Raw genomic sequence first — 21,756 nt, forward strand, 5'->3', positions numbered from 1 at the left:
TCCTCCTACCGTGCCGGCCGGCTCTGGGCCACCGCGATGCGCAAGAAAGGCTGGGAAATCCCCGCCGAACTGGCACACATCGAAAGCTCCGGCAGCACCCGCCAGGAAGCCAGCTCGCTGCTCGCAGCGCACTCCTAGCACCAGCCGTCTCCCTGCGGCAAAGGGCCGGACACCGGAGCTTCCGGCGTCCGGCCCTTTGTCGTAAATCACGTAGAATTAAGGCACTATGGCGAAATCCCCTGATTCCAGTAACGACACTCCGGCTCCTGTTGCCCGCAAGCGTGCCCTCTTCGCGCGCAAGCCGAAAGAGGCGAAGGCCCAGAAGCCCAACCGGCTCAAGCAGATAAGCGAAGTCTTCAACATGACCCGCCGCCACGATCCGATGGTTCCGTGGCTCATGCTGCTGGCGTTCCTGGGCGTTGTCGCCATCAGCCTCATCATTGGCCTGGTGCTGGAAAACTGGGTTACCGGCCTGATTATCGGCATCCCGCTGGGTCTGCTCGCGGCTACCTTCATCCTGTCGCGGCGCGCCGAACGTGCGGCTTTCGCCCAGATCGAGAATCAGCCCGGTGCATCCGGCGCTGCACTCAGCACGCTGAAGCGCGGCTGGATCACCGAGGAGCAGCCCGTGGCCGTTAACCCGCGGACCCAGGACGCCGTCTTCCGCGCCATCGGCCGACCCGGCGTCGTGCTCGTCAGCGAAGGCCCGACCCACCGGGTGAAGCCACTCCTGGATGCGGAGCGCAAGAAGCTGGCCCGGATTCTGCCCAACGTCACCATCCATGTGATCGAGAGCGGCCGCGGCGAGGGCCAGGTCCCCATCAGCCAGGTCGCGAAGAAGATGAACAAACTGAACAACGAACTGACCAAGATCGAGGTCAGCGCCGTTTCAAAGCGCATCTCGTCCCTGGGCACGAGGCTCCCCATTCCCAAGGGCATCGATCCCTACAAGGCCCGCCCCCAGCGCGGCCGCTAGCATTTTCCTGATCCGCCCCGGCGGCCGGACTTCCCTCCGGCAGCCGGGGCGTTTTCATTTGTCCGAAATACCGAGATACCACGTGAGGCCGGAGAGCTTGTGAATCCACCGTCAAGAAACACCGTCATCCGCATCTTTCGGATACTGGCCGTCGCCGAGGCATTCAGCTGGGCGGCCCTGCTGACAGGCATGTACCTCAAGTGGATCGCCAAAAGCAGCGAACTGGGCGTGGAAATTGCCGGGCCGGTTCACGGCGGACTTTTTATCGCCTACGGCGTTTGCGCCCTCTTCCTGTGGCGCATGCAGCGCTGGCCATTCTTCGTAGCGCTTTTCGCCGGCTTTTCGGCCGTCTTGCCTTTCACCACGGTTCTTTTTGAACAATGGGCGGGTCGCCGAGGTTACCTTGCGACGGCCGCGAGGGCGACGGCCCAGGGCAGCCGGCTCCGGGAGCCGGCTGCAGAAGAAACCGCGGACGTCTAGCTGGCTTCGGACCGTCTACATGCGGAGGAGCACAGTCCCCATGGCCTTGTCGTGGAGGCCGCGCTGGTCCGGATCGAAGATGACCGCGGGAACCACCAGGCAAAGCAGCAAGGTACGGACAAGGGCCGCCAGCGGTCCTGCGGGCGAGCCGCCGAGCCGTACCACCTGGATTCCCAGTGCGCGGTGGCCAATGCTGTAGCCAAGGGTTCCGATCAGCAGGATCTGTTCCGCGGCAAAGACGGCCAGTGTGGCCCATGAGTTGCCGGCAAAAAAGAAGTTGCTGATCAGCAGCGCGATGGTCCAGTCAATGGTGATTGCCAGGATTCTCCGCCCGGCCCGCGCGACGGACCCCGGACCCGACTCCGGCAGCCCGAGGCGCTCCCCCGGGTACTGGGAAATGCCGGATGTGTCCGGCCCGCTGAGCCAGGAGCCAATGTCTCTTCGATCTACCACTGTCCAAGTTTACCGGGGTGTCGCCCGGCCAATAACCGCCCAGAGTGTGGATGCGGATAGACCACAGTGTGGACACCGTATAGCGTTTACATATCAAGCGGTTCTGTAACGTGCCGGAAACAAAGCGGACACGGCCGGGAAATCCCGTGTCCCTAGGGTGGTAACAGTTGCTAGCGATCTGGGAGCGGGGGCACTTTTGTGTTTTCGCGCTGTCGGACTGCGCTGGACCACGATTGCGCTGGACCACTTTGGATTTCCAGCCAGTTATTAAATATGCGTAAGGAGCATAGATGTTCAAGACTGCGGACGAAGTCCTCAAGTTCATCAAGGACGAAGATATTAAATTCGTCGATATCCGCTTCACCGATCTTCCTGGCGTACAGCAGCACTTCAACGTGCCGGCCAAGAGCGTGGACGCTGATTTCTTCGTCAACGGCCAGCTCTTCGACGGATCCTCCATCCGCGGTTTCCAGGGCATTGCAGAGTCCGACATGCAGCTCATCCCGGATGTCACCACTGCGTTCCTGGACACGTTCCGCATGGAGAAGACCCTGGCGCTGAACTTCTCCATCGTGAACCCCCGCACCGGTGACCCATACCACCGCGACCCCCGTGGCGTAGCCGAGAAGGCTGAGGCCTACCTCGCGTCTACCGGCATTGCAGACACCGCGTTCTTCGCCCCCGAAGCCGAGTTCTTCGTCTTCGACAACGTCCAGTACCAGTCCTCCCCGCAGGGCAGCTTCTACAAGATCGACTCCGAAGAAGCGCACTGGAACACCGGCCGCGAAGAAGAAGGCGGAAACCTCGGCTACAAGACCCCCGTCAAGGGCGGCTACTTCCCGGTTTCCCCCACCGACAAGCAGGCCGACCTGCGCGACGCCATGTGCGTTGCCCTGGACGAAGCCGGCCTTGAGGTCGAGCGCAGCCACCACGAGGTGGGTTCCGCCGGCCAGGCTGAAATCAACTACAAGTTCACCACGCTGACCCACGCGGCTGATGACCTGCAGAAGTTCAAGTACGTCATCAAGAACACCGCCGATGCCTGGGGCAAGTCGGTCACCTTCATGCCGAAGCCCGTCTTCGGTGACAACGGCTCGGGCATGCACTGCCACCAGTCGCTGTGGAACGGCAGCGAGCCGCTCTTCTACGACGAAAAGGGCTACGCCGGCCTGTCTGACATGGCCCGCTGGTACATCGGCGGCCTGCTGAAGCACTCCTCGGCTGTCCTGGCATTCACCAACCCGACGGTCAACTCCTACCGCCGCCTGGTCAAGGGCTTCGAGGCTCCGGTCAACATGGTTTACTCGCAGGGCAACCGCTCCGCAGGTATCCGTATCCCGATCACGGGCTCCAACCCGAAGGCCAAGCGCATCGAGTTCCGCGCTCCGGACCCCTCCTCCAACCCGTACCTGGCCTTCGCTGCCCAGCTGATGGCCGGCATTGACGGCATCCGCAACCGCATCGAGCCCCCGGCTCCGATCGACAAGGACCTCTACGAGCTCCCCGCCGAGGAGGCCAAGGACATCCCCAAGGCTCCGGGCACGCTTGAAGAGGCCCTGGACGCACTGGCCGAGGACAACGAGTTCCTGCAGGCCGGCGGCGTGTTCACCCAGGACCTGATCGACACCTGGATCGAGTACAAGTACGAGAACGAGATCCGCCCGCTGTCGCTGCGCCCGAACCCCTACGAGTTCGAGCTCTACTACGGCGTCTAATCCCACCCCCGGGACATACCGGGTGCAGTGAGCAGTGAGTCCACGGGACTCCTGGCACCGCAGGGGCGGCCATCGGTTACGAAACCGGTGGCCGCCCTTGCCGTTGCCGGCTGTACTCCCGCGGTGTGTTCGGGCCCCCGAGTATCACAGTCCCCGGCAGGGCTCCTCCGCGTAAAGTCCCCAGAGTGAATCGGGTCCGGCACCCCCGAACGCCTCCTTGTCTGCGGACAGGGCGCGGCACAGGATGAGCGATTCCGCGAAACTTCGCCTGATATAAGCCTCCCAGTCTGCCCTTTCAGAGGTGAAGGCCTGCGTGCCCATCTGGTACTTCAAGTGGGCAAAGTGATCCAGTATCCGGTGGGCCGTGGCTTCAGACCTGGCGGCCAGTTGCTGTGCCTCCCGCCTGGCCGCAGGATCCTGGGTGGCCGCAGGATCAGGCAGTTCCTGGCGGCGCCAAAAGTACGGCTGAAGGTCCACATTCTCCACGAAAATCTTGTCGATCTCCTGCTGCTGGGCATACAAAGACGCGGCCGTACTGCTTTCCAGTGTGCTCCTGATGCCGAAGTACTGGTACGCCGCTGCGATGAGGGTGGCAGCCACACCGGCCCCGATGAGCAGCAGCTCGACCCTTCTGTGCTTCCTGGCGCGGCTGCTTTTCACCTGCGCCCGGGCATGCTCCGTGTCCTGGCCCACCGTGGTTCGCAAGCCGCTGCCCGGTTCTTCCGGGGATGCGGCCGGGCCCTGCCTGCCTGGTTCGCCTTCCGGGTCGCCGAGTTCCATTTCCGCACTCCGTGATGGTCACACTGCCTTCCCCCCAACAAGGTTGAAGAGCGCTGCCAAGACACAGCGTAAGCACGCACTCGGGCCAGCGCAACGGCCCGACGAGACTCAAAGCCGGGTGCTGAATCAGAAGGCCGCGAACATGGTCCGCTGCGGACCGGCCTCGCCGCCCAGGTAACGGCCCCGGTCCTCGAAGCCTGCCTTCAGATAGGCGGCGAGGCCTGCACCGTTGCGCTCATTGACTGAAAGCACGACGCCGGTCTGGCCGCCCCCCAGCCTGGCCGTCAGTTTAGCGGCAGCCGCCACGGCTGCGGCAGCGGCTGACGGGCCCAGTCCCCCGCCCTGCCGTCGCCGGTCTATCAGGAATCCCCGGAGCAGCCACACGGACTCGTCGTCCGGCCACCCCGCCAGCCGCGCGGCACCGGACTGGAGTGTCAGCACGCCCACAGCCTCGCCGCCTGCTTCGATGACATAGGGACGGCGCGAGTCTTCCTCCAGGCCAACGAGCATCATCCGCAGCGGATCGCCGACAAAGTCATCCTGGCCGGGGCCCAGTTCCATCCCGGCCACTTCGCCAAGGTGGATGGAACGGGCATCTTCATCAAGGTCCCTGAGGGATATCAGCCAAACGTCGGGAAGCATAGTCCGAGCCTACCCACGAACTGACGGCAGGCGGGACGCGCGACGGAACCGCCGCCGTCGTCGGCCTGCTGCCCTTATTGCGGCGCGGCAGTCTCGCCGGAGTCGGCGGGCGGGCCCGCGGGGTCCATCCACATGACCTCCCACAGGTGGCCGTCGAGGTCCTGGAAGCTGTGGCTGTACATGAAGCCGTAGTCCTGGACCGGCTGGGACTCCTTGCCGCCGGCGGCGATTGCCTTCCGGTACATGTCATCCACGCCCTCGCGGCTGTCGACAGAGAAGGCCATGATCGCTTCGGTGCTGCCGGTCGAGTCCACGATGTCCTTGGAGGTGAAGGTCTTGAAGAAACCCTCCACGAGGAGCATGACGTAGGCGTCGTCGTTGATGATCATGCACGTGGCGTTCTCGTCGGTGAAGTCCGGGTTGAAGGAGAACCCGAGCGCCGTAAAAAACTCCACCGCTTTATCGAGATTTTTGACGGGAAGATTTACATAGATTTGGGTAGCCATGGGCCCAAGCTAGCAGTTGGCCCCCTCCGTGTCAGCCCTTGGCCGGCTCGGGCTCCCGGCGTCCTTTGGCGTCCTATTGACCGTAGAAGACCTTCTCGAAGACGCCCCTCGCGCGCCGGCTGACCCGAAGGTAGTCCTCCTCAAAGGCGGTGGCCATCCCCTCCTCATAACCGCACCAGCGGGCCACCGCTTCCAAGTCACGCCGGGACGAGGGCAAAAGGTCCGAAGCACGGCCGGTCCAGATCACGTTGGCGGAGCGGATTCGGCTGGCAAGCCGCCAAGCCTCCGCGAGCAGCCCGGCGTCTTCGGCGTCGAGGAGTTCCAGCGAAGCCGCTACCTCCAGCGCCCTGAGCGTGGACGTGGTGCGCAGCTCGGGATGCCGGCCGGCATGCTCGAGCTGGAGCAGTTGCACCAGCCATTCGACGTCGCTGAGTCCGCCCCTGCCGAGCTTGAGGTGACGGGCAGGGTCGGCGCCACGCGGCAGCCGCTCTGATTCCACCCTGGCCTTGACCCGCCTGATCTCCCGGACGTCGGCCTCGGACAGCGCCGCCGGGTACCGGATCGGATTGATCAGCTTAAGGAAATCATCCGCGAGCTGGTCGTCCCCCGCGATGGGCCGGGCGCGCAGGAGGGCCTGGGCTTCCCAGACCAGGGACCATCTGCGGTAGTACTCGGCGTAAGAGTCCAGCGACCTCACCATCGCGCCGCTTTTGCCCTCCGGGCGCAGGTCGGCGTCGACCGCCAGTACACGTTCAGCCATGATGGCGGGTCTGAGGGGCTGCGTCAGCAGGCTCGAGAGGTGGCCCACAATCTTCGCTGCCTGCTGCTGCGCTTCATCATCCGCGGCCCCAGGCAGCGCCCGGTGCACATACATGACATCCGCGTCGGAGCCGTAGCCGATCTCCCGGCCGCCCTGTCTGCCCATGGCTACCACCAGGACCGAGGTCTTCAGGGGACCGGACGCGGACACGATGTTTTCGGCCACCCGCAGGGCCCCGAGGATGGCCGCCCTGTCCGTTTCGGCGAGGGCTTCACCCACCTGGTCCTGTGCGAGCAGCCCGGAGCTGTCGGCCACCGCGATGCGCAGTATCTCCCGGCGGCGGATCAGCCGGATGAGCCGCATGGCGCTCTCCGGCTCCGCGTGCCGGGACATTTTGGACGTGATTTCCTGCCACTGGGCCTCAAAGCTGAGCGGTGCCAGCTCCTTGTCCGTCCCCAGCCAGGCAACGGACTCCGGTGACACTTCCAGCAGGTCGGCGATGAGCCGCGAGTTGGACAGCATGTGGCAGAGCCGTTCGGCTGCCGCGGCGGAGTCCCGCAACATGCCGAGATACCAGTGAGTGGTGCCAAGGGCCTCGCTGACCCTGCGGAAGGCGAGCAGTCCGGCGTCGGGATCCACGCCTTCCGCGAGCCAGCCCAAAAGGATGGGGAGCAGCTGCCGCTGCAGGGCGGCCCGCCGGCTGACGCCCGCCGTCAGGGCCTCAATATGCCGCATGGCGCCCTGCGGATCGCGGTAGCCGAGCGCCGCGAGCCGGCCCTGTGCTGCTTCCGGGGTCAGGCGGGCATCTTCACTGCTCAACTTGGCTGCCGTGTTCAGCAGCGGGCGGTAGAAGATCCGGTCGTGAAGCTCCCGGACGGAGCGTTTGGTCTTCTGCCAGGCCGCCATGAGCGCGTCCGGGTGCGGCCGGTCGGTGGAGAACGGGCCCAGCACAGCCTTGGCGAGGGCGCGCTGCGAGGATTCCTTGACGGGCATCAGATGCGTCCGGCGGAGCTGGAACAGCTGGATGCGGTGTTCGAGCAGCCGCAGGTAGCGGTAGGCGTGGTCAAACGCGGCCGCGTCAGCCCGGCCGATATAGCCGCCCGCGGACAAGGCCGCGATTGCCGACGTCGTGTCGCGGCGCCGCAGCGTTTCATCGGCTTTGCCGTGCACGAGCTGCAGGAGCTGCACCGTGAATTCGACGTCCCTCAGCCCGCCCCTGCCGAGCTTGATCTGGCGCTGCTCCTCCGCCGCGGGAATATGCTCCGTCACCCGGCGCCGCATGGCCTGCACCGATTCGACGAACCCTTCCCGGTTCGCGGAGGTCCACACGAGGGGTGAAACTGCGTCTTCGTACCGCGTGCCCAGATCGGCGTCACCGGCGATCGTCCGGGCCTTGAGGAGCGCCTGGAATTCCCAGCTCTCGGCCCACCGCGCGTAGTAGCTCCGGTGCGAGTCAAGCGTGCGGACCAGGGGTCCCGACTTGCCCTCGGGGCGGAGGTTGGCGTCCACTTCCCACAGGCCGGGCTCGCGCGCGGGAGACGAAATGGCGCGGGAGATGCCAGCGGCCAGTGCCGTGCCGATGGTGTTGGCCCTGGCGTCATCCGGTTGCCCGGCCTCGACCACGTAGATGACATCGACGTCGGAGATGTAGTTCAGTTCGCGGGCGCCGCACTTGCCCATGCCGATCACGGCAAGGGCGACGTCGGCGACCTCCTCAGGATCGAACTGCGACGCCGCTTCAGCCCTGGCGACAGCCAGGGCCGCTTCGATGGCGGCGCCGGCCAGATCGGCAAGTTCGGCGCCCACGGCCGGCATGAAGTCGAGCGGATCAGCGGCGCAGAGGTCTTTGACTGCCAGGTCAACCACGCCCCGCCGGTATGCGGCTCGCAGGGCCTCGTAGGCCTCCGGGCCAGTGATTCCCGCGACCGGACGGGCGGCCTTCGGGTCGGCGCGCACCGACCTCAGCAAGTGGTTGCGCAATTCGGCTGGCTCCGCCTGGACCGGCTCGGGGCTCGCAGTCACATTGAAGGCATCGAGATGTTCGGGATGGCGGATGAGGAACTCACCGAGCGCCTCGCTGGCACCCAGGACGCGGTACAGCGGCTCGCTCGTGTCGGTGTCCGCCGCTGCCAGCTTCTTCAGGTCTGGGTGTTTTTCGATCAGCCGGACCAGCGACTGCAGCGCGGCGTCCGGACTCGCGGCCAGCTGCAGGCCGGCGAACAGCACGTCCTGGTCGATGCCCTCCAGTTCAGGGGCAGCGAGGAACCTCTCGCCCTTCTCCAGGTCGCTGAAGCCGGCCGAAATGAGGCGGCGGGCCAGGCTCACCGCGCAGTCCTAAAGGATGCCCAGGTTGCGCTGCAGCTCATAGGGCGTCACCTGCAGCCGGTAGTCCTGCCATTCGGCCCGCTTGTTGCGCAGGAAGTGCTCGAACACCTGCTCGCCAAGGATCAGGGGCATGAGTTCGGAGTCTTCCATGGTACGGATGGCGTCGTGCAGGCTGGCAGGCAGGGGGTCGTGGCCCATGGCCCGGCGCTCGGCCGAACTCAGCGACCAGATGTCGTCTTCGGCCGCCGCGGGGAGCTGGTAGCCCTCCTCGATTCCCTTAAGCCCAGCGCCCAGCAGGACCGCGTACGCGAGGTACGGGTTGGCCGCCGAGTCGATGCCGCGGTATTCGATCCTGGCCGACTGGCCCTTGCCCGGCTTGTACAGGGGAACACGCACCAGGGCGGAGCGGTTGTTGTGGCCCCAGCTCAAGTAGCTGGGCGCCTCTCCCCCGCCCCAAAGACGCTTGTAGGAGTTCACGAACTGATTGGTTACCGCCGTGAGTTCCGGGGCGTGCTTGAGGATGCCGGCGATGAACTGGCGGGCCGTTTCGGAGAGCTGGAACTCGGAGCCCGCCTCGTAGAAGGCGTTCGCGTCACCCTCAAACAGCGAAAAGTGAGTGTGCATGCCCGAGCCCGGGTGCGCCGTGAACGGCTTGGGCATGAACGTGGCGTAGGTGCCCTGCTGGAGCGCCACTTCCTTGATGACGGTGCGGAACGTCATGATGTTGTCCGCCGTCTGGAGGGCATCCGCGTAACGGAGATCGATTTCGTTCTGTCCCGGTCCGGCCTCGTGATGGCTGAACTCCACGGAGATGCCCACCGATTCGAGCATGGTCACGGCCGTGCGCCGGAAGTCCTGTGCCACGCCCCCGGGCACGTGGTCGAAGTATCCGCCTTCATCCACAGGCACCGGGGAGCCGTCCGGACCCGGCTCCTGGGACTTCAGGAGGTAGAACTCAATTTCCGGGTGCGTGTAGCACGTGAACCCCATATCGGCGGCCTTGGCCAGGGTGCGCTTGAGGACGTTGCGGGGGTCCGCAGCGGAGGGTTCGCCGTCAGGGGTCAGGATGTCGCAGAACATCCTGGACGTCTGCTCGGTTTCGCCGCGCCACGGCAGGATCTGGAAGGTGGCGGGGTCCGGCTGGGCCAGCATGTCGGATTCGAATACCCGGGCCAGGCCTTCGATCGACGAACCGTCGAAGCCCAGGCCCTCTTCGAAAGCACCCTCAACTTCGGCCGGCGCCAGTGCCACCGATTTGAGTGAACCCACGACGTCGGTGAACCAGAGACGTACGAACCGCACGTCACGCTCTTCGATCGTGCGCAGGACAAACTCTTGCTGGCGGTCCATGAGGCCTCTTCTCCGGGTCAACGTTCACGCCGCGGCCCATCACTAACCAAGCCGCCGGCAGCTCACGAATCACTTTACTAAGCATTCACGCCTGATGTTGGCGCAGGTGCTCCGCGTAACACAGCGTTAACACAAGGGGTGGCCTGAAGCGCCTGAAAGGGGCCGGCCGGGCACCGCCAAGCGACAGCTTGTGACGGGAATCACCCGGAGGCCGTCGCTGCCCGGTAGCTAGGACGTTGGGTCTCGGTTTACGCTCTAGCATATGGCCCCAAGCAGCAGTCCCGACGCAAGCATGTCCGCTGAAGTACCCGCCCCGTACGGCAACGGTCCCGCGGCGGCCGCAGCGCCGTCGTCGGAATCCACCAAAAAGGCTGTGCCAAGAATCCGCACGCACCACCTTCAGCAGGCGAAGGTTAAAGGGGAGCGCTTCGCAATGCTCACGGCTTACGAGCAGTACACGGCGGAGATCTTCGACCAGGCAGGTATCGAGGTCCTGCTCGTGGGCGATTCAGCGTCGAACAACGTTTTCGGCAACGAGACCAGCCTCCCGGTGACCGTTGATGAGCTGCTGCCGCTGTGCCGCGCCGTCGCGCGTTCGGCAAAGCGGGCCCTGGTGGTGGCGGACCTGCCTTTCGGCAGTTATGAGGTTTCCCCCCAGCAGGGAGTGGCCACCGGCGTCCGGTTTCTGAAGGAGGGCCTGGCGCACGCCGTCAAGATCGAAGGCGGCAAGTTCTACGCCGAAACTGTCCGGGCCATGGTCCAGGCCGGCATCCCGGTGATGGCCCACATCGGCTTCACGCCGCAGAGTGAGCACTCCCTGGGCGGCTACCGCGTGCAGGGCCGCGGCGACGATGCGCAGCGGCTGATCGACGATGCCGTGGCCTTGGCCGACGCCGGGGCGTTCTGCGTGCTCATGGAAATGGTCCCGGCGGAGACAGCGGCAGCAGTGGACGCGGCGGTCCAGGTGCCAACAATCGGAATCGGCGCCGGGAACGTCACCACCGGCCAGGTCCTCGTCTGGCAGGACATGGCAGGGCTCCGCGGCGGCAAAATGGCCAAGTTCGTCAAGCAGTATGCCGACCTGCGCACCACCCTCGGCGATGCGGCCAAGGCTTACGGCGACGACGTCCGGTCAGGCCATTTCCCGGGCCCGGAGCACTCGTTCTAAAGGATCTGTCCCTCCGGAGGTTCAGTCCTCGCGGGCATCAGTCCTCGTCGCCTTTTTCCCAGGCCTCGTTGCGGGCGTGGACCTTCTCCATCGCGTGTTCGGCCTCTTCCCTGGTCTTGTAGGGGCCGATGAGCTGGGTCCAGTCCGACATCGCGTCCTCTTCCACCTCATGGGTCTTCACGTTGTACCAGTACTCGGGCATCGACGTTCCTCGCTTCCGGTTGACAGCCGGCCCCGCCGGCGTGATCCACGTAACGTAAACCGCAACCGGGGCCGGTGGCCGCACAAAATTTACATGGCAATCTGCGCTGCCTTATATGATCAATCTATGCCTTCCTTAGCCTCGACCGCACCCACCGGCACGCTCACCCCGGGATCGATCAGCCCGCAGCGGCCAGTCCCCGCGTCCATCCCGCGGCCCGAGTATGTCGGCAAGCCCGCTCCGGCCAAATTCACCGGCTCCGAAGTGAAGTCCGCTGAAACCATCGAGAAGATCCGCGTTGCGGGCAGGATAGCAGCGCAGGCCATCGTGGAGGTGGGAAAGCACATCGTGCCTGGCGTCACCACGGATGAACTGGACCGCATCGGCCACGAATTCCTGCTCGACCATGACGCCTACCCGTCCACGCTCGGGTACCGCGGCTTCCCGAAATCCCTCTGCTCGTCACTGAACGAAGTGATCTGCCACGGCATTCCGGACAGCACCGTGGTCCAGGACGGCGACATCCTCAACATCGACATCACGGCCTTTATTGGCGGCGTGCACGGCGACACGAACCACACCTTCCTCGTCGGGGACGTGGACGAGGAATCCCGCCTGCTCGTGGAGCGGACCAGGGAATCGCTGAACCGCGCCATCAAGGCAGTCGCTCCCGGGCGCCAGATCAATGTGATCGGCCGCGCCATCGAGTCTTACGCCAAGCGCTTCGGCTATGGTGTGGTCCGTGACTTCACCGGCCACGGCGTGGGCGAGGCCTTCCACACCGGCCTGATCATTCCGCACTACGACGCCGCGCCCGCCTACAACACGGTCATTGAAACAGGCATGGTCTTCACCATTGAGCCCATGCTCACGCTGGGCACCATTGAATGGGACATGTGGCCCGACGATTGGACAGTAGTGACGCGGGACCACAAGCGCACCGCACAATTCGAACATACGCTCCTTGTCACCGAAACCGGCGCCGAAATCCTCACCCTTCCCTGACGCCGCCTGTAGCGTCCCCCTGACTCTCCCGGCAAGCGACCCTTGCCCTGCCCGAGCCCAAACCCAGCCACGAACGGAATCCCATTGGCCAAGAAGGACGAAAAGACCCGCAAGCACGCCCCGCTGATCGGCATCGACATCGGCGGCACCGGAATCAAGGGCGGCATCGTCGACCTGAAGAAGGGCAAGCTGATCGGCGACCGCTTCCGCCTGGCAACGCCCCAGCCGGCGACGCCCGCAGCGGTAGTGGAGGTGGTGGCGCAGGTGGTCGAGGAATTGTCCGCGCGCCCTGACGCACCGGAGGCAGACAGCCCAGTAGGAGTGACCTTCCCCGGCATCATCCAGCACGGGGTGGTTCATTCCGCCGCCAACGTGGACAAGAGCTGGATCAATACCGACATCGATGCGCTGCTCACCGCGCGGCTTGGCCGTCCGGTGGAGGTTATTAACGACGCCGACGCCGCCGGCCTGGCGGAGGCCCGCTATGGTGCCGGTGCGGGAATCGGCGGCACGGTCCTCGTGATCACGCTCGGTACGGGCATCGGATCCGCCTTCATCTTCAACGGACACCTGGTTCCCAACGCCGAACTGGGCCACCTGGAGATCGATGGCTATGACGCCGAAAGCAAGGCGTCAGCCGTGGCGCGTGAGCGTGACGGCCTCAGCTGGGAGGAGTACAGCGTCCTCCTGCAGCGATATTTCTCGCACGTGGAGTTCCTTTTCTCCCCCGAACTGTTTATCGTCGGCGGCGGCATCTCCAAGCGCGCGGACGAGTACCTGCCGCACATGCGGCTGCGCACCCCGATCGTTCCCGCCGAGCTGAAGAACGAGGCCGGCATTGTGGGCGCGGCCCTTGAAATTGCAGTGAAGCACGAGCTGGCAAAATAATTAGCTGTGGCGGAGGGACCCACTCCGGCCAAGGCACGCAGAAGGCGGCAGACACAATGTCTGCCGCCTTATGCGTTTCACTGGAGCCGGTGGCGGCTGCGGCTTCCCCTCCGCTGCCGCCACCGGAGTCTAGAGCGGGCTCTTTTCGGAGCTCTTGCCTTCGGAGCGCTTGGCTTCGACTTCGCCCTCGTGGCGCAGCAGCGCGATGGCGGATTCGAAGTCCTCCAGCGATTCAAAGGCCTGGTACACGCTGGCGAAGCGAAGGTACGCCACCTTGTCCAGCTTCTGCAGCGGACCAAGAATTATCAGGCCGACCTCGTGGGCATCGATTTCCGCGGCCCCGGAAGCCCTGATGTTCTCCTCGACCTCCTGCGCCAGCAAGGCGAGGTCGTCCTCGCTGACGGGGCGGCCCTGGCAGGCTTTGCGGACACCGTTAATAACCTTGCTGCGGCTGAAGGGTTCGCCGACGCCGGAACGCTTGATCACGGAAAGGCTGGTGGTTTCGACCGTGGTGAACCGGCGGCCGCACTCAGGGCATTGCCGCCGCCGTCTGATCGCGGAACCGTCATCAGCCATGCGGCTGTCCACCACGCGGGAATCGGGGTTGCGGCAAAACGGACAGTACATGTTCGTTCCTTCCCCTGGCGCGCGGTGGCGGTCCGGGCCTGACACCCCACGCTTCTCCCGAACCAGTTTACGGCTAGATGCAGCTGAATAACAAGCCTGTAATTACTACATGTAGTGGTCAGCTGCCTGATTTGAACCGGGCGGTGACCGCGTCGCCGTGGGCAGGCAGGTCCTCCGCCCCGGACAGGCTGACGATGTGCCCGCTGACCTGCTCCAGCGCGGCTTCGGTGTAATTGATGACCTGTATTGCGCGCAGGAAAGTTGTGACGTTCAGGCCCGATGAGAAAGCGGCCGTTCCACTGGTGGGCAGGACGTGGTTTGACCCCGCGCAGTAATCACCGAGGCTCACGGGACTGTAGTCGCCAACGAAAATGGCACCGGCGTTCCTGATCCGGGCGGCAACGGCGGGAGCGTCCGCCGTCATGATTTCGAGGTGCTCGGCCGCGTATGCATCGCACGCGGCGATCCCCTGGTCGAGGTCGTCCACCAGGACGACGCCGGACTGCGGGCCGGACAGTGCTTCACGTACCCGCTCGCCGTGCTTGGTGGTGGCGGCCTGGAGCTCAAGCTCCTCCCGCACGTCGGCGGCGAGCTGCTCGGAGTCCGTAATTAGGACCGAGGCCGCCTTCGGATCGTGTTCAGCCTGGCTGATCAGGTCCGCGGCAACGAACGCCGGCCGGGCCGTCGCATCGGCCAGGATGGCGATCTCCGTGGTGCCCGCCTCGGAATCGATCCCCACGACCCCCTTGACCAGACGCTTGGCCGTGGCAACGAAAATGTTTCCCGGTCCGGTGACGACGTCCACCGGTTCCAAGGCTGCTTCACCCTCGGCGCCCGGGACTCCGTAGGCAAAAGCGGCGATGGCCTGGGCCCCGCCAATCGCGTACACCTCGCTGATGCCCAGCAGCGCCGCGGCCGCCAGGATCGTGGGGTGTGGAAGACCGCCGAAGTCCTTCTGGGGCGGGGAAGCCAGTGCGATGGATTCCACACCAGCTGCCTGCGCGGGAACCACGTTCATGATGACCGATGACGGATAAACGGCCAGGCCGCCCGGAACGTACAGTCCCACCCGTGCTACCGGCACCCATTTCTGGCTCACGACGGCACCATCCCCGAGGGCAACGTCGACGTCGGCAGGTCGCTGTCCGTCGGCAAAGCGCCGGGCACGGCTGATGGATTCCTCCAGCGCCGAGCGAACAGCCGGCTCCAGGCCGTCCAGCGCGGATTTCAGCGCCTCTGCCGGAACACGCGGGTGCGCCTGCTCCACGCCGTCAAAGCGCCGGGCAAAGTCTGCCAGGGCAGCGAAGCCGCGCTGCCGGACCGCTGAAATGATGTCCGTTACCTTCTGCTCGGCATCTGCCACCGTCTGGTGCCGGGCACGCGGCACAGCCTCCCTCAGCTCCGCGAGGCTGAGCTGGCGGCCCCGCAGGTCAACGGTGCGGAAATCGACGGCGGGGTAATTCGGGCGTACGGAGCTGTCCGGAGAAGTGGTCACCGGTCCATTTTACGCAGGAAACCGAGCAGGCCGATGGCGAAGTAGCCGGCGGCAACGGCCGCCGGCCAAAGGAGCAGAACCGGGTAGGACCTCAAGGAAAATGCAACGCTTGCGCTGGCTGACGTGTCCTGTGGTCCTCCGAACCAGAGACCGGCAAGCACCCCGCTCTGCCAGGCGAGGAGGGCAGCCGCGCCGCTGGCAGCCACCGACGCCGCCAGCATGCGGCGCGATCCTGCATCCTTCCGGCCGGTCAGCAGCACGGCGACGAGGCAGCCGGCGAAGAGAAAGAGTCCAGCCAGCACAAGGTCCCGCGGGAGCCAAACCTCGGTGTTGGTTCCGGATGCCAGCGCGGCATTCCCGGAAACGAGGTTCAGGCCGCCGGGCGCCAGCAGCCACCACAGGATGCCGGCAGGTATTCCCGACGCTGCGATTCCCGCCGCCCACGGCCAACTGCGTCGGTTGCGTTTCCGGCCCCTGAAGCTGCTTTCCTGGGCGTGGTCCGCCTGTTCCTGGTGGCGGGCCGGAGGTGCGGCTGCTGGCTGGGTCATGAACAAACGTTAACAAATGTTCGCCCGCATTGCGGAAAGAGGCCCTCATTGCACGCGGATCACGCAACCCGCCGGAAGCCCAATACTCTTGTAGTGGGAACCCAACAACCAACAGATCAGCAGCAGGGAGATCGATAACAGTGGCCTCAGATGACGCCGCCTTCGAGGGCACGTTCAAGGAAATGTTCCGCCGTCATGCAGCTGGCGTGGCCATCATCACGGTGAACTTCAACGGCGTACCGTACGGCTTCACCGCCACCTCCGTGGCGTCGCTGTCGGCCAAGCCGCCGCGCTTCACGTTCAACATGGCACGCAGTTCGAGTTCATGGCCGGCGGTCGCCAACACCACGTACATCGGCGTGCACATGCTTGGCTTGGAAAACCAGGAACTGGCTGACCGTTTTGCCCGCACCAAAGAGCGCTTCGCCGGCGATCACTGGGCACTGGGCTCCCACGAGGTGCCCATCCTCAAGGACGTCGCCGGCTGGCTGATCGGGAAGATCCAGATGCGGCTCTCCTTCGAGAACAACGCGGTGGTCGTGGTGGAAGTGGTGGAAGGCCAGGTGGGCGAAGACGGCTCACCCCTGCTCTACCATTCCGGAACGTACGGGCAGCCCGTGCCGCTGGACTACGAGATCTAGCCCCGGCCGCCGGGCCCGGGAGACCGGACGCAGCTCCTAGGCGTCCAGGCAGGCAGGACCGAGCAGCACTTTGAGGTCTCCGAAGAGGGACGGGTTGGGGTTGACCCGCAGGTGCACGGGCAAGCCCATGACTTCTACGCGGGCGTCGCCCTGCAGGTTGATCCGCACCTCGGAGTTTCCCCGGTGGTTGCGCAGCACGTCCCCCAGTTCGGTGACCACGGCTTCCGTGGCCTTGTGCGTGGGCATCGTGATCACGACGGGCCCGTTAGTGCCCTCGCTGAGGTCCGGCACGGAAAGTTCCATGCAGTTCAAGGTGACGGCGCCGTCGTCGCGCCGTTGAAGTCGGCCCTTGACCACCACGATCAGGTCCTCGGCGAGGACCGACGCGATGGGCCCGTACACCTGGCCGAAGAACATCACTTCGATGGAACCGCCGAGGTCCTCAATCTCCGCCCTGGCGTAGGCGTTGCCGCTGGCCTTGGCGATCCTGCGGCTGAGCGAGGTGATCATGCCCGAAATGGTGACGATCGCGCCGTCATGCGGCCCGTCTTCGGCGATGATCGAGGTGATGGACTGGTCGGCGTGCTGGCTCAGGAGCCCTTCGAGGCCCTGCAGCGGGTGGTCGGAGACGTACAGGCCGAGCATGTCGCGTTCGAAGGAGAGCTTGTCCTTCTTTTCCCACTCGGGAAGGTCGGGGATCTCAATGCTCAGAGACGCCTCGGACTCGGCTTCGTCAAAACCAGCGAAGAGGTCGAACTGACCGATCGCCTCGTTGCGCTTGAGCGTGATGACGGAGTCGATGGCCTCCTCATGGATCATGGCCAGGGCACGCCGGTGGTGGTTCAGCGAGTCGAACGCGCCTGCTTTGATCAGGGATTCAATGGTGCGCTTGTTGCAGACCACCGCGGGGACCTTCATGAGGTAGTCCTTGAAGGACGTGTAGGCGCCTTCCTTTTCGCGCGCCGCCACCATGGCTTCGACGGCGTTCACGCCGACGTTGCGGATGGCGCCCATGCCGAAGCGGATGTCATTGCCCACAGGGGTGAAGTTCAGCGCTGACTCATTGACGTCGGGCGGCAGCACGGTGATGCCCATGCGCCGGCATTCGTTGAGGTAGATCGCCGACTTGTCCTTGTCGTCGCCGACGCTGGTCAGCAGGGCTGCCATGTACTCCGGCGCATAGTGCGCCTTCAGGTACGCCGTCCAGTAGGAGATCACGCCATAGGCGGCCGAGTGGGCCTTGTTGAAGGCGTAATCGGAGAACGGCAGCAGGATGTCCCAAAGCGTCTTTACTGCGGCCATGGAGTAGCCGTTGTCCTGCATGCCCTGCGAGAAGCCGGCGAACTGCTTGTCCAGTTCCGATTTCTTCTTCTTGCCCATGGCGCGGCGCAGGATGTCGGCCTGGCCCAGGGTGTAGCCCGCGAGCTTCTGCGCCACGGCCATGACCTGCTCCTGGTACACGATCAGGCCGTACGTGCCACCGAGGATTTCGGAGAGCGGTTCCTCGAGCTCCGGGTGGATCGGGATGACCTCCTGGATTTTGTTCTTGCGCAGGGCGTAGTCGGTGTGCGCGTTGGCGCCCATGGGGCCTGGCCGGTAGAGGGCCAGCACGGCGGAGATGTCTTCGAAGTTGTCAGGCTTCATGAGCTTGAGCAGCGACCGCATGGGGCCGCCATCGAGCTGGAACACGCCCAGCGTGTCACCCCGGGCGAGCAGCTCGTAGGACTCGGTGTCGTCAAGCTCCAGGGTCTCGAGGTCCAGATCGATGCCGCGGTTCATCTTGATGTTTTCTAGGGCATCCGAAATGATCGTCAGGTTTCGCAGCCCGAGGAAGTCCATCTTGATCAGGCCCAGGCCCTCGGACGTCGGATAGTCGAACTGTGTGATGACCTGGCCGTCCTGGAAGCGGCGCATGACCGGAATCACGTCGATGATGGGGTCCGAGGACATGATGACGCCGGCGGCGTGCACGCCCCATTGCCGTTTCAGGCCCTCGATGCCCAGTGCCGTCTCAAAGACCTTGGCGGCCTCGGGGTCGGTGCTGATCAGTTGGCGGAAGTCACCGGCTTCGCTGTAGCGCTTGGCGTCCTTGTTTTGGATGTCGGCCAGCGGAATATCCTTGGCCATCACGGCCGGCGGCAGCGCCTTGGTCAGCTGCTCGCCCATGCTGAACGGGTAGCCCAGCACGCGCGAGGAGTCCTTGAGGGCCTGTTTGGTCTTGATGGTGCCGTAGGTGACGATCATCGCCACACGTTCGTCGCCGTATTTCCGCGTGACGTAGTCGATCACCTCGGAGCGGCGCCGATCATCGAAGTCGACGTCGAAGTCAGGCATGGAGACGCGGTCCGGGTTGAGGAAGCGCTCGAAGATCAGGCCGTGGTGCAGCGGATCAAGGTCGGTGATTCGCATGGCGTACGCCACCATGGAGCCGGCACCCGAACCACGTCCCGGACCGACCCGGATGCCGTTGTTCTTGGCCCAGTTGATGAAGTCGGCCACCACCAGGAAGTAGCCCGGGAAGCCCATGGAGGTGATGACCTCCAGTTCATAGTCGGCCTGCTTGCGGACCTTGTCCGGGATGCCCTGGGGGTAACGGTATTGGAGTCCCTTGTCGACTTCCTTGACCAGCCAGGACGTTTCGTCCTCACCCTCCGGGCAGGGGAACCGGGGCATGTAGTTGGCGCCGGTGTTGAACGAGACTTCGCAGCGCTCGGCGATCAGGAGCGTGTTGTCGCACGCGTCGGGGTGGTCGCGGAACAGTTCGCGCATTTCCTGCGGTGACTTCAGGTAGTAGCCGCTGCCCGAGAAGGCGAAGCGCGAGCCACCGTTGTCGTAGGTCGGCTCCAGGAGGGTGGAACCTGACTGGATGGCCAGCAGGGCCTCGTGCGCTTTGGCATCATGTTCGTGCGTGTAGTGCAGATCGTTGGTGGCCACCAGCGGAAGGTTCAGGTCCTTGGCCAGGCGCAGGAGGTCTCCGGTGACGCGCCGTTCGATGTCCAGGCCGTGGTCCATGAGCTCGCAGAAGTAATTCTCCGCGCCGAAGATGTCGCGGAACTCTGCAGCAGCCTCAAGCGCTTCACGGTACTGGCCCAGCCGGAGCCTTGTCTGGACCTCACCGGACGGGCAGCCGGTGGTGGCGATGAGCCCTTCCGAGTAGGTGTTCAGCAACTCACGGTCGAGCCGGGGCCATTTGCCGAAGACCGAGTCCAATGAGGCGATCGACGAGGCACGGAACAGGTTCCGCATGCCCACGTTGTTGTAGCTCAGCAGGGTCATGTGGGTGTAGGAACCACCGCCGGAGACGTCGTCCTTGCGCTGGCTTTCCTCGCCCCAGCGGACCCGGCTCTTGTCACCGCGGGCGGTCCCGGGCGTCACATAAGCTTCGACACCGATAATGGGCCTAATGCCCTTGTCCGTGGCCCTCTTCCAGAAATCGAAGGCGCCGAAGAGATAGCCATGGTCAGTGGTGGCCAGGGCGGGCATGCCAAGCCGCTCGGTTTCATCAAAGAGCTCTCCGAGCCGGGCGGCACCGTCCAGCATCGAGTACTCGGTGTGGTTGTGGAGATGGACAAACGAGTCGTTGCTGGAAGTCACCGGACCATTCTAGTGCCGAGCAGCGACACAATCGCGCGGACCGGCCGCGCCGGCCGGTGGCTGTGAGGTAAGGCTCAGGCGTCGCCGGACTCCAGCACCTGCAGTGCATAGGTCAGGTCTTCGGGGTATTCGCTGGTCACGGTCACGCGCTCCCCGGTCCGGGGGTGGTCGAAGCCAAGCTGCCGGGCGTGGAGCCACTGCCGGGTCAGCCCAAGCGTCGCGGCAAGCCGCGGGTCTGCGCCGTAGGTGAGGTCGCCCGCGCACGGGTGCCGAAGCGCGGCGAAATGGACCCGGATCTGGTGCGTCCTGCCCGTTTCCAGGTGCACCTCCACGAGGGTGGCTTTCCCGTAGGCCTCAAGGACCTCGTAGTGCGTGACAGACGGCCTGCCGTCCTCGATGACGGCGAACCGCCAGTCATGGCCGGGGTGGCGGCCGATCGGCGCGTCGATGGTGCCCTGCAGCGGGTCCGGAAGGCCCTGGACCACGGCATGGTAGACCTTGTCCACCGTGCGTTCCTTAAAAGCCCGTTTGAGGGCGGTGTAGGCGGGCTCCGTCTTGGCCACCACCATCACGCCGGACGTTCCGACGTCGAGACGGTGGACGATGCCGGCCCGTTCGGCGGAACCGGAGGTGGAGATGCGGTAGCCGGCACCGGCCAGGCCACCGACGACGGTCGGTCCCACCCAGCCGGGAGACGGGTGGGCCGCGACCCCTACCGGCTTGTCGACGACCACAAAGTCGTCGTCGTCCAGCAGAATCTTCAGGCCTTCCACAACTTCCTCCACGACTTCCAGGGGATCCCGCCGCTCCGGGACCGTCACGTGCAGCACGGTGCCGGACGCGAGTTTGGCGGACTTTCCCACCGGTTTGCCGCCGCTGAGGACGTTGCCCTCGGCGATCAATGTGGCCGCGAGCGACCGTGATACACCGATCAGCTTGGCCAGTCCGGCGTCCACCCGGCTGCCGTCAAGCTCTTCGGGCACCACCACGCGTTCAGACATCCGCGCCCCCGTCCCGCTTAGCGGCAGTGTGGCGCGATCCGTCCAGGGCGATGCCCCGCAGCGTGAGCAGGCAGATGATGACCACCGACGACACAACGGCCGAGTCGGCAATGTTGAAGATCGCGAAATTAGGCAGCTGGATGAAGTCGACCACGTGGCCCATGGCGAAGGACGGCTCGCGGAACAGACGGTCCGTCAGGTTGCCCAGGGCCCCGCCGAACAGGAGGCCAAGTGCCACGGCCCACCACGCCGAACCGAGCCTGCGCAGCTGGACCAAAATGGCGACGGCGACGCTCACCATGACGATGGTGAAGACCCACGTCACGTTCTCCCCGATGGAGAAGGCGGCACCGGAATTCCGGATGTAGTACCAGTGCAGCAACGGAGGCAGCACCGGGATCCGTTCGCCTTCGACCATGGTGCTGGTGACCCACAGCTTGGTGAGCTGATCGAAGAAGTACGCGAAGAGGGCAAGCCCGGCGAACAGGGCGAGCAGCACGGCGCGCCGGGGCCGCGGTGGCAATGAGGCTGGGTGCGCTGCGTCAGCGGCAAGTTCGTCAGTCATGGTGCTTTCATTCGGGAACCGTTGTTAATCACAAA

The 21,756-nt window shown here is 64.8% G+C and carries 20 protein-coding genes and 1 pseudogene; 8 read left to right on the plus strand and 13 right to left on the minus strand.

Features of this window, described 5'->3' with window-relative positions; genetic code table 11:
* The 3 genes and pseudogenes from LQ144_RS05925 to LQ144_RS05935 form a co-directional block, all read left to right on the plus strand.
* A pseudogene (locus tag LQ144_RS05925) lies at nucleotides 1-138 on the plus strand (lipoyl synthase); the annotation flags it as partial.
* Between the two features lie 88 nt (nucleotides 139-226).
* Nucleotides 227-976: a DUF4191 domain-containing protein gene (locus tag LQ144_RS05930; protein ID WP_230117645.1), complete on the plus strand. Its 750-nt coding sequence runs from the start codon at nucleotides 227-229 to the stop codon at nucleotides 974-976.
* 99 nt (nucleotides 977-1,075) lie between these two features.
* Nucleotides 1,076-1,456: a DUF3817 domain-containing protein gene (locus LQ144_RS05935; protein ID WP_230117646.1), complete on the plus strand. Its 381-nt coding sequence runs from the start codon at nucleotides 1,076-1,078 to the stop codon at nucleotides 1,454-1,456.
* 15 nt (nucleotides 1,457-1,471) lie between these two features.
* Here the strand turns inward: LQ144_RS05935 and LQ144_RS05940 are convergent, their stop codons facing one another.
* Nucleotides 1,472-1,909 carry an RDD family protein gene (locus LQ144_RS05940; RefSeq protein WP_230117647.1) on the minus strand — a complete coding sequence of 146 codons (438 nt, stop codon included), beginning with the start codon at nucleotides 1,907-1,909 and terminating at the stop codon, nucleotides 1,472-1,474.
* 290 nt (nucleotides 1,910-2,199) lie between these two features.
* On the opposite strand from LQ144_RS05940, the gene glnA (LQ144_RS05945) reads away from it, so the two are divergent.
* On the plus strand, nucleotides 2,200-3,624 hold the full coding sequence (gene glnA / locus LQ144_RS05945) for a type I glutamate--ammonia ligase (protein ID WP_230117648.1): 1,425 nt from the start codon (nucleotides 2,200-2,202) through the stop codon (nucleotides 3,622-3,624).
* A gap of 144 nt (nucleotides 3,625-3,768) precedes the next feature.
* On the opposite strand, the gene LQ144_RS05950 is transcribed toward glnA (LQ144_RS05945), so the two are convergent.
* The 5 genes from LQ144_RS05950 to glnA (LQ144_RS05970) form a co-directional block, all read right to left on the minus strand.
* Nucleotides 3,769-4,404 (minus strand): hypothetical protein, encoded by a 636-nt coding sequence (locus LQ144_RS05950; RefSeq protein ID WP_230117649.1) that lies wholly within the window; start codon nucleotides 4,402-4,404, stop codon nucleotides 3,769-3,771.
* Nucleotides 4,405-4,530: 126 nt separating this feature from the next.
* A complete protein-coding gene (locus LQ144_RS05955) occupies nucleotides 4,531-5,046 on the minus strand; it encodes a GNAT family N-acetyltransferase (protein WP_230117650.1) in 516 nt (171 codons plus the stop codon).
* Between the two features lie 74 nt (nucleotides 5,047-5,120).
* Complete coding sequence (locus LQ144_RS05960; protein WP_230117651.1) at nucleotides 5,121-5,552, minus strand: VOC family protein; 432 nt, start codon at nucleotides 5,550-5,552, stop codon at nucleotides 5,121-5,123.
* Between the two features lie 73 nt (nucleotides 5,553-5,625).
* Nucleotides 5,626-8,637 (minus strand): bifunctional [glutamine synthetase] adenylyltransferase/[glutamine synthetase]-adenylyl-L-tyrosine phosphorylase, encoded by a 3,012-nt coding sequence (locus tag LQ144_RS05965; RefSeq protein ID WP_230117652.1) that lies wholly within the window; start codon nucleotides 8,635-8,637, stop codon nucleotides 5,626-5,628.
* 9 nt (nucleotides 8,638-8,646) lie between these two features.
* On the minus strand, nucleotides 8,647-9,987 hold the full coding sequence (gene glnA, locus LQ144_RS05970; RefSeq protein WP_230117653.1) for a type I glutamate--ammonia ligase: 1,341 nt from the start codon (nucleotides 9,985-9,987) through the stop codon (nucleotides 8,647-8,649).
* 262 nt (nucleotides 9,988-10,249) lie between these two features.
* Here glnA (LQ144_RS05970) and panB point away from each other — a divergent pair, with 262 nt between their 5' ends.
* Nucleotides 10,250-11,155 carry a 3-methyl-2-oxobutanoate hydroxymethyltransferase gene (panB, locus tag LQ144_RS05975; protein WP_230117654.1) on the plus strand — a complete coding sequence of 302 codons (906 nt, stop codon included), beginning with the start codon at nucleotides 10,250-10,252 and terminating at the stop codon, nucleotides 11,153-11,155.
* A 37-nt stretch (nucleotides 11,156-11,192) separates the two neighbouring features.
* Here the strand turns inward: panB and LQ144_RS05980 are convergent, their stop codons facing one another.
* Nucleotides 11,193-11,357: an SPOR domain-containing protein gene (locus LQ144_RS05980; protein WP_230117655.1), complete on the minus strand. Its 165-nt coding sequence runs from the start codon at nucleotides 11,355-11,357 to the stop codon at nucleotides 11,193-11,195.
* 126 nt (nucleotides 11,358-11,483) lie between these two features.
* Between LQ144_RS05980 and map the strand changes: the two genes are divergently transcribed.
* Together map and ppgK are read left to right on the plus strand one after the other, a co-directional pair.
* On the plus strand, nucleotides 11,484-12,362 hold the full coding sequence (gene map, locus LQ144_RS05985) for a type I methionyl aminopeptidase (protein ID WP_230117656.1): 879 nt from the start codon (nucleotides 11,484-11,486) through the stop codon (nucleotides 12,360-12,362).
* 84 nt (nucleotides 12,363-12,446) lie between these two features.
* The gene (gene ppgK, locus LQ144_RS05990) at nucleotides 12,447-13,250 is read left to right on the plus strand and encodes a polyphosphate--glucose phosphotransferase (protein WP_230117657.1); all 804 of its coding nucleotides are present in this window, start codon (nucleotides 12,447-12,449) and stop codon (nucleotides 13,248-13,250) included.
* A 129-nt stretch (nucleotides 13,251-13,379) separates the two neighbouring features.
* Here the strand turns inward: ppgK and nrdR are convergent, their stop codons facing one another.
* The 3 genes from nrdR to LQ144_RS06005 form a co-directional block, all read right to left on the minus strand.
* The gene (gene nrdR / locus LQ144_RS05995) at nucleotides 13,380-13,877 is read right to left on the minus strand and encodes a transcriptional regulator NrdR (RefSeq protein WP_230117658.1); all 498 of its coding nucleotides are present in this window, start codon (nucleotides 13,875-13,877) and stop codon (nucleotides 13,380-13,382) included.
* Between the two features lie 118 nt (nucleotides 13,878-13,995).
* Nucleotides 13,996-15,372, minus strand: a complete 1,377-nt coding sequence (gene hisD / locus LQ144_RS06000) for a histidinol dehydrogenase (protein ID WP_230117659.1) — start codon at nucleotides 15,370-15,372, stop codon at nucleotides 13,996-13,998.
* Complete coding sequence (locus LQ144_RS06005) at nucleotides 15,369-15,920, minus strand: hypothetical protein (RefSeq protein ID WP_230117660.1); 552 nt, start codon at nucleotides 15,918-15,920, stop codon at nucleotides 15,369-15,371. The genes hisD and LQ144_RS06005 overlap by 4 nt, the downstream gene beginning before the upstream one ends.
* A 140-nt stretch (nucleotides 15,921-16,060) precedes the next feature.
* Between LQ144_RS06005 and LQ144_RS06010 the strand changes: the two genes are divergently transcribed.
* A complete protein-coding gene (locus LQ144_RS06010) occupies nucleotides 16,061-16,561 on the plus strand; it encodes a flavin reductase family protein (RefSeq protein ID WP_230117661.1) in 501 nt (166 codons plus the stop codon).
* Between the two features lie 36 nt (nucleotides 16,562-16,597).
* On the opposite strand, the gene dnaE is transcribed toward LQ144_RS06010, so the two are convergent.
* The 3 genes from dnaE to lspA all read right to left on the minus strand — a co-directional run bounded on the left by dnaE (nucleotide 16,598) and on the right by lspA (nucleotide 21,721).
* The gene (dnaE, locus tag LQ144_RS06015; protein ID WP_230117662.1) at nucleotides 16,598-20,155 is read right to left on the minus strand and encodes a DNA polymerase III subunit alpha; all 3,558 of its coding nucleotides are present in this window, start codon (nucleotides 20,153-20,155) and stop codon (nucleotides 16,598-16,600) included.
* A gap of 74 nt (nucleotides 20,156-20,229) precedes the next feature.
* Nucleotides 20,230-21,156 (minus strand): RluA family pseudouridine synthase, encoded by a 927-nt coding sequence (locus LQ144_RS06020; RefSeq protein WP_230117663.1) that lies wholly within the window; start codon nucleotides 21,154-21,156, stop codon nucleotides 20,230-20,232.
* Nucleotides 21,149-21,721 carry a signal peptidase II gene (gene lspA / locus LQ144_RS06025; RefSeq protein ID WP_230117664.1) on the minus strand — a complete coding sequence of 191 codons (573 nt, stop codon included), beginning with the start codon at nucleotides 21,719-21,721 and terminating at the stop codon, nucleotides 21,149-21,151. Before lspA ends, LQ144_RS06020 begins: the two co-directional genes overlap by 8 nt.
* Nucleotides 21,722-21,756: the final 35 nt, after the last annotated feature.

This window comes from Arthrobacter sp. Bi83 (assembly GCF_918698095.1).
Lineage (GTDB): Bacteria > Actinomycetota > Actinomycetes > Actinomycetales > Micrococcaceae > Arthrobacter.

What these genes read in the sequence shown, in the direction of transcription:
- LQ144_RS05930 (WP_230117645.1), top strand. Translation starts at nt 227, where the DNA reads ATGGCGAAATCCCCTGATTCCAGTAACGACACTCCGGCTCCTGTTGCC.
- lspA (WP_230117664.1), bottom strand. Translation starts at nt 21,721, where the DNA reads ATGACTGACGAACTTGCCGCTGACGCAGCGCACCCAGCCTCATTGCCA.
- glnA (WP_230117648.1), top strand. Translation starts at nt 2,200, where the DNA reads ATGTTCAAGACTGCGGACGAAGTCCTCAAGTTCATCAAGGACGAAGAT.
- glnA (WP_230117653.1), bottom strand. Translation starts at nt 9,987, where the DNA reads ATGGACCGCCAGCAAGAGTTTGTCCTGCGCACGATCGAAGAGCGTGAC.
- map (WP_230117656.1), top strand. Translation starts at nt 11,484, where the DNA reads ATGCCTTCCTTAGCCTCGACCGCACCCACCGGCACGCTCACCCCGGGA.
- LQ144_RS06020 (WP_230117663.1), bottom strand. Translation starts at nt 21,156, where the DNA reads ATGTCTGAACGCGTGGTGGTGCCCGAAGAGCTTGACGGCAGCCGGGTG.
- LQ144_RS05980 (WP_230117655.1), bottom strand. Translation starts at nt 11,357, where the DNA reads ATGCCCGAGTACTGGTACAACGTGAAGACCCATGAGGTGGAAGAGGAC.
- LQ144_RS06005 (WP_230117660.1), bottom strand. Translation starts at nt 15,920, where the DNA reads ATGACCCAGCCAGCAGCCGCACCTCCGGCCCGCCACCAGGAACAGGCG.
- LQ144_RS05955 (WP_230117650.1), bottom strand. Translation starts at nt 5,046, where the DNA reads ATGCTTCCCGACGTTTGGCTGATATCCCTCAGGGACCTTGATGAAGAT.
- LQ144_RS05950 (WP_230117649.1), bottom strand. Translation starts at nt 4,404, where the DNA reads ATGGAACTCGGCGACCCGGAAGGCGAACCAGGCAGGCAGGGCCCGGCC.
- nrdR (WP_230117658.1), bottom strand. Translation starts at nt 13,877, where the DNA reads ATGTACTGTCCGTTTTGCCGCAACCCCGATTCCCGCGTGGTGGACAGC.
- panB (WP_230117654.1), top strand. Translation starts at nt 10,250, where the DNA reads ATGGCCCCAAGCAGCAGTCCCGACGCAAGCATGTCCGCTGAAGTACCC.
- LQ144_RS05960 (WP_230117651.1), bottom strand. Translation starts at nt 5,552, where the DNA reads ATGGCTACCCAAATCTATGTAAATCTTCCCGTCAAAAATCTCGATAAA.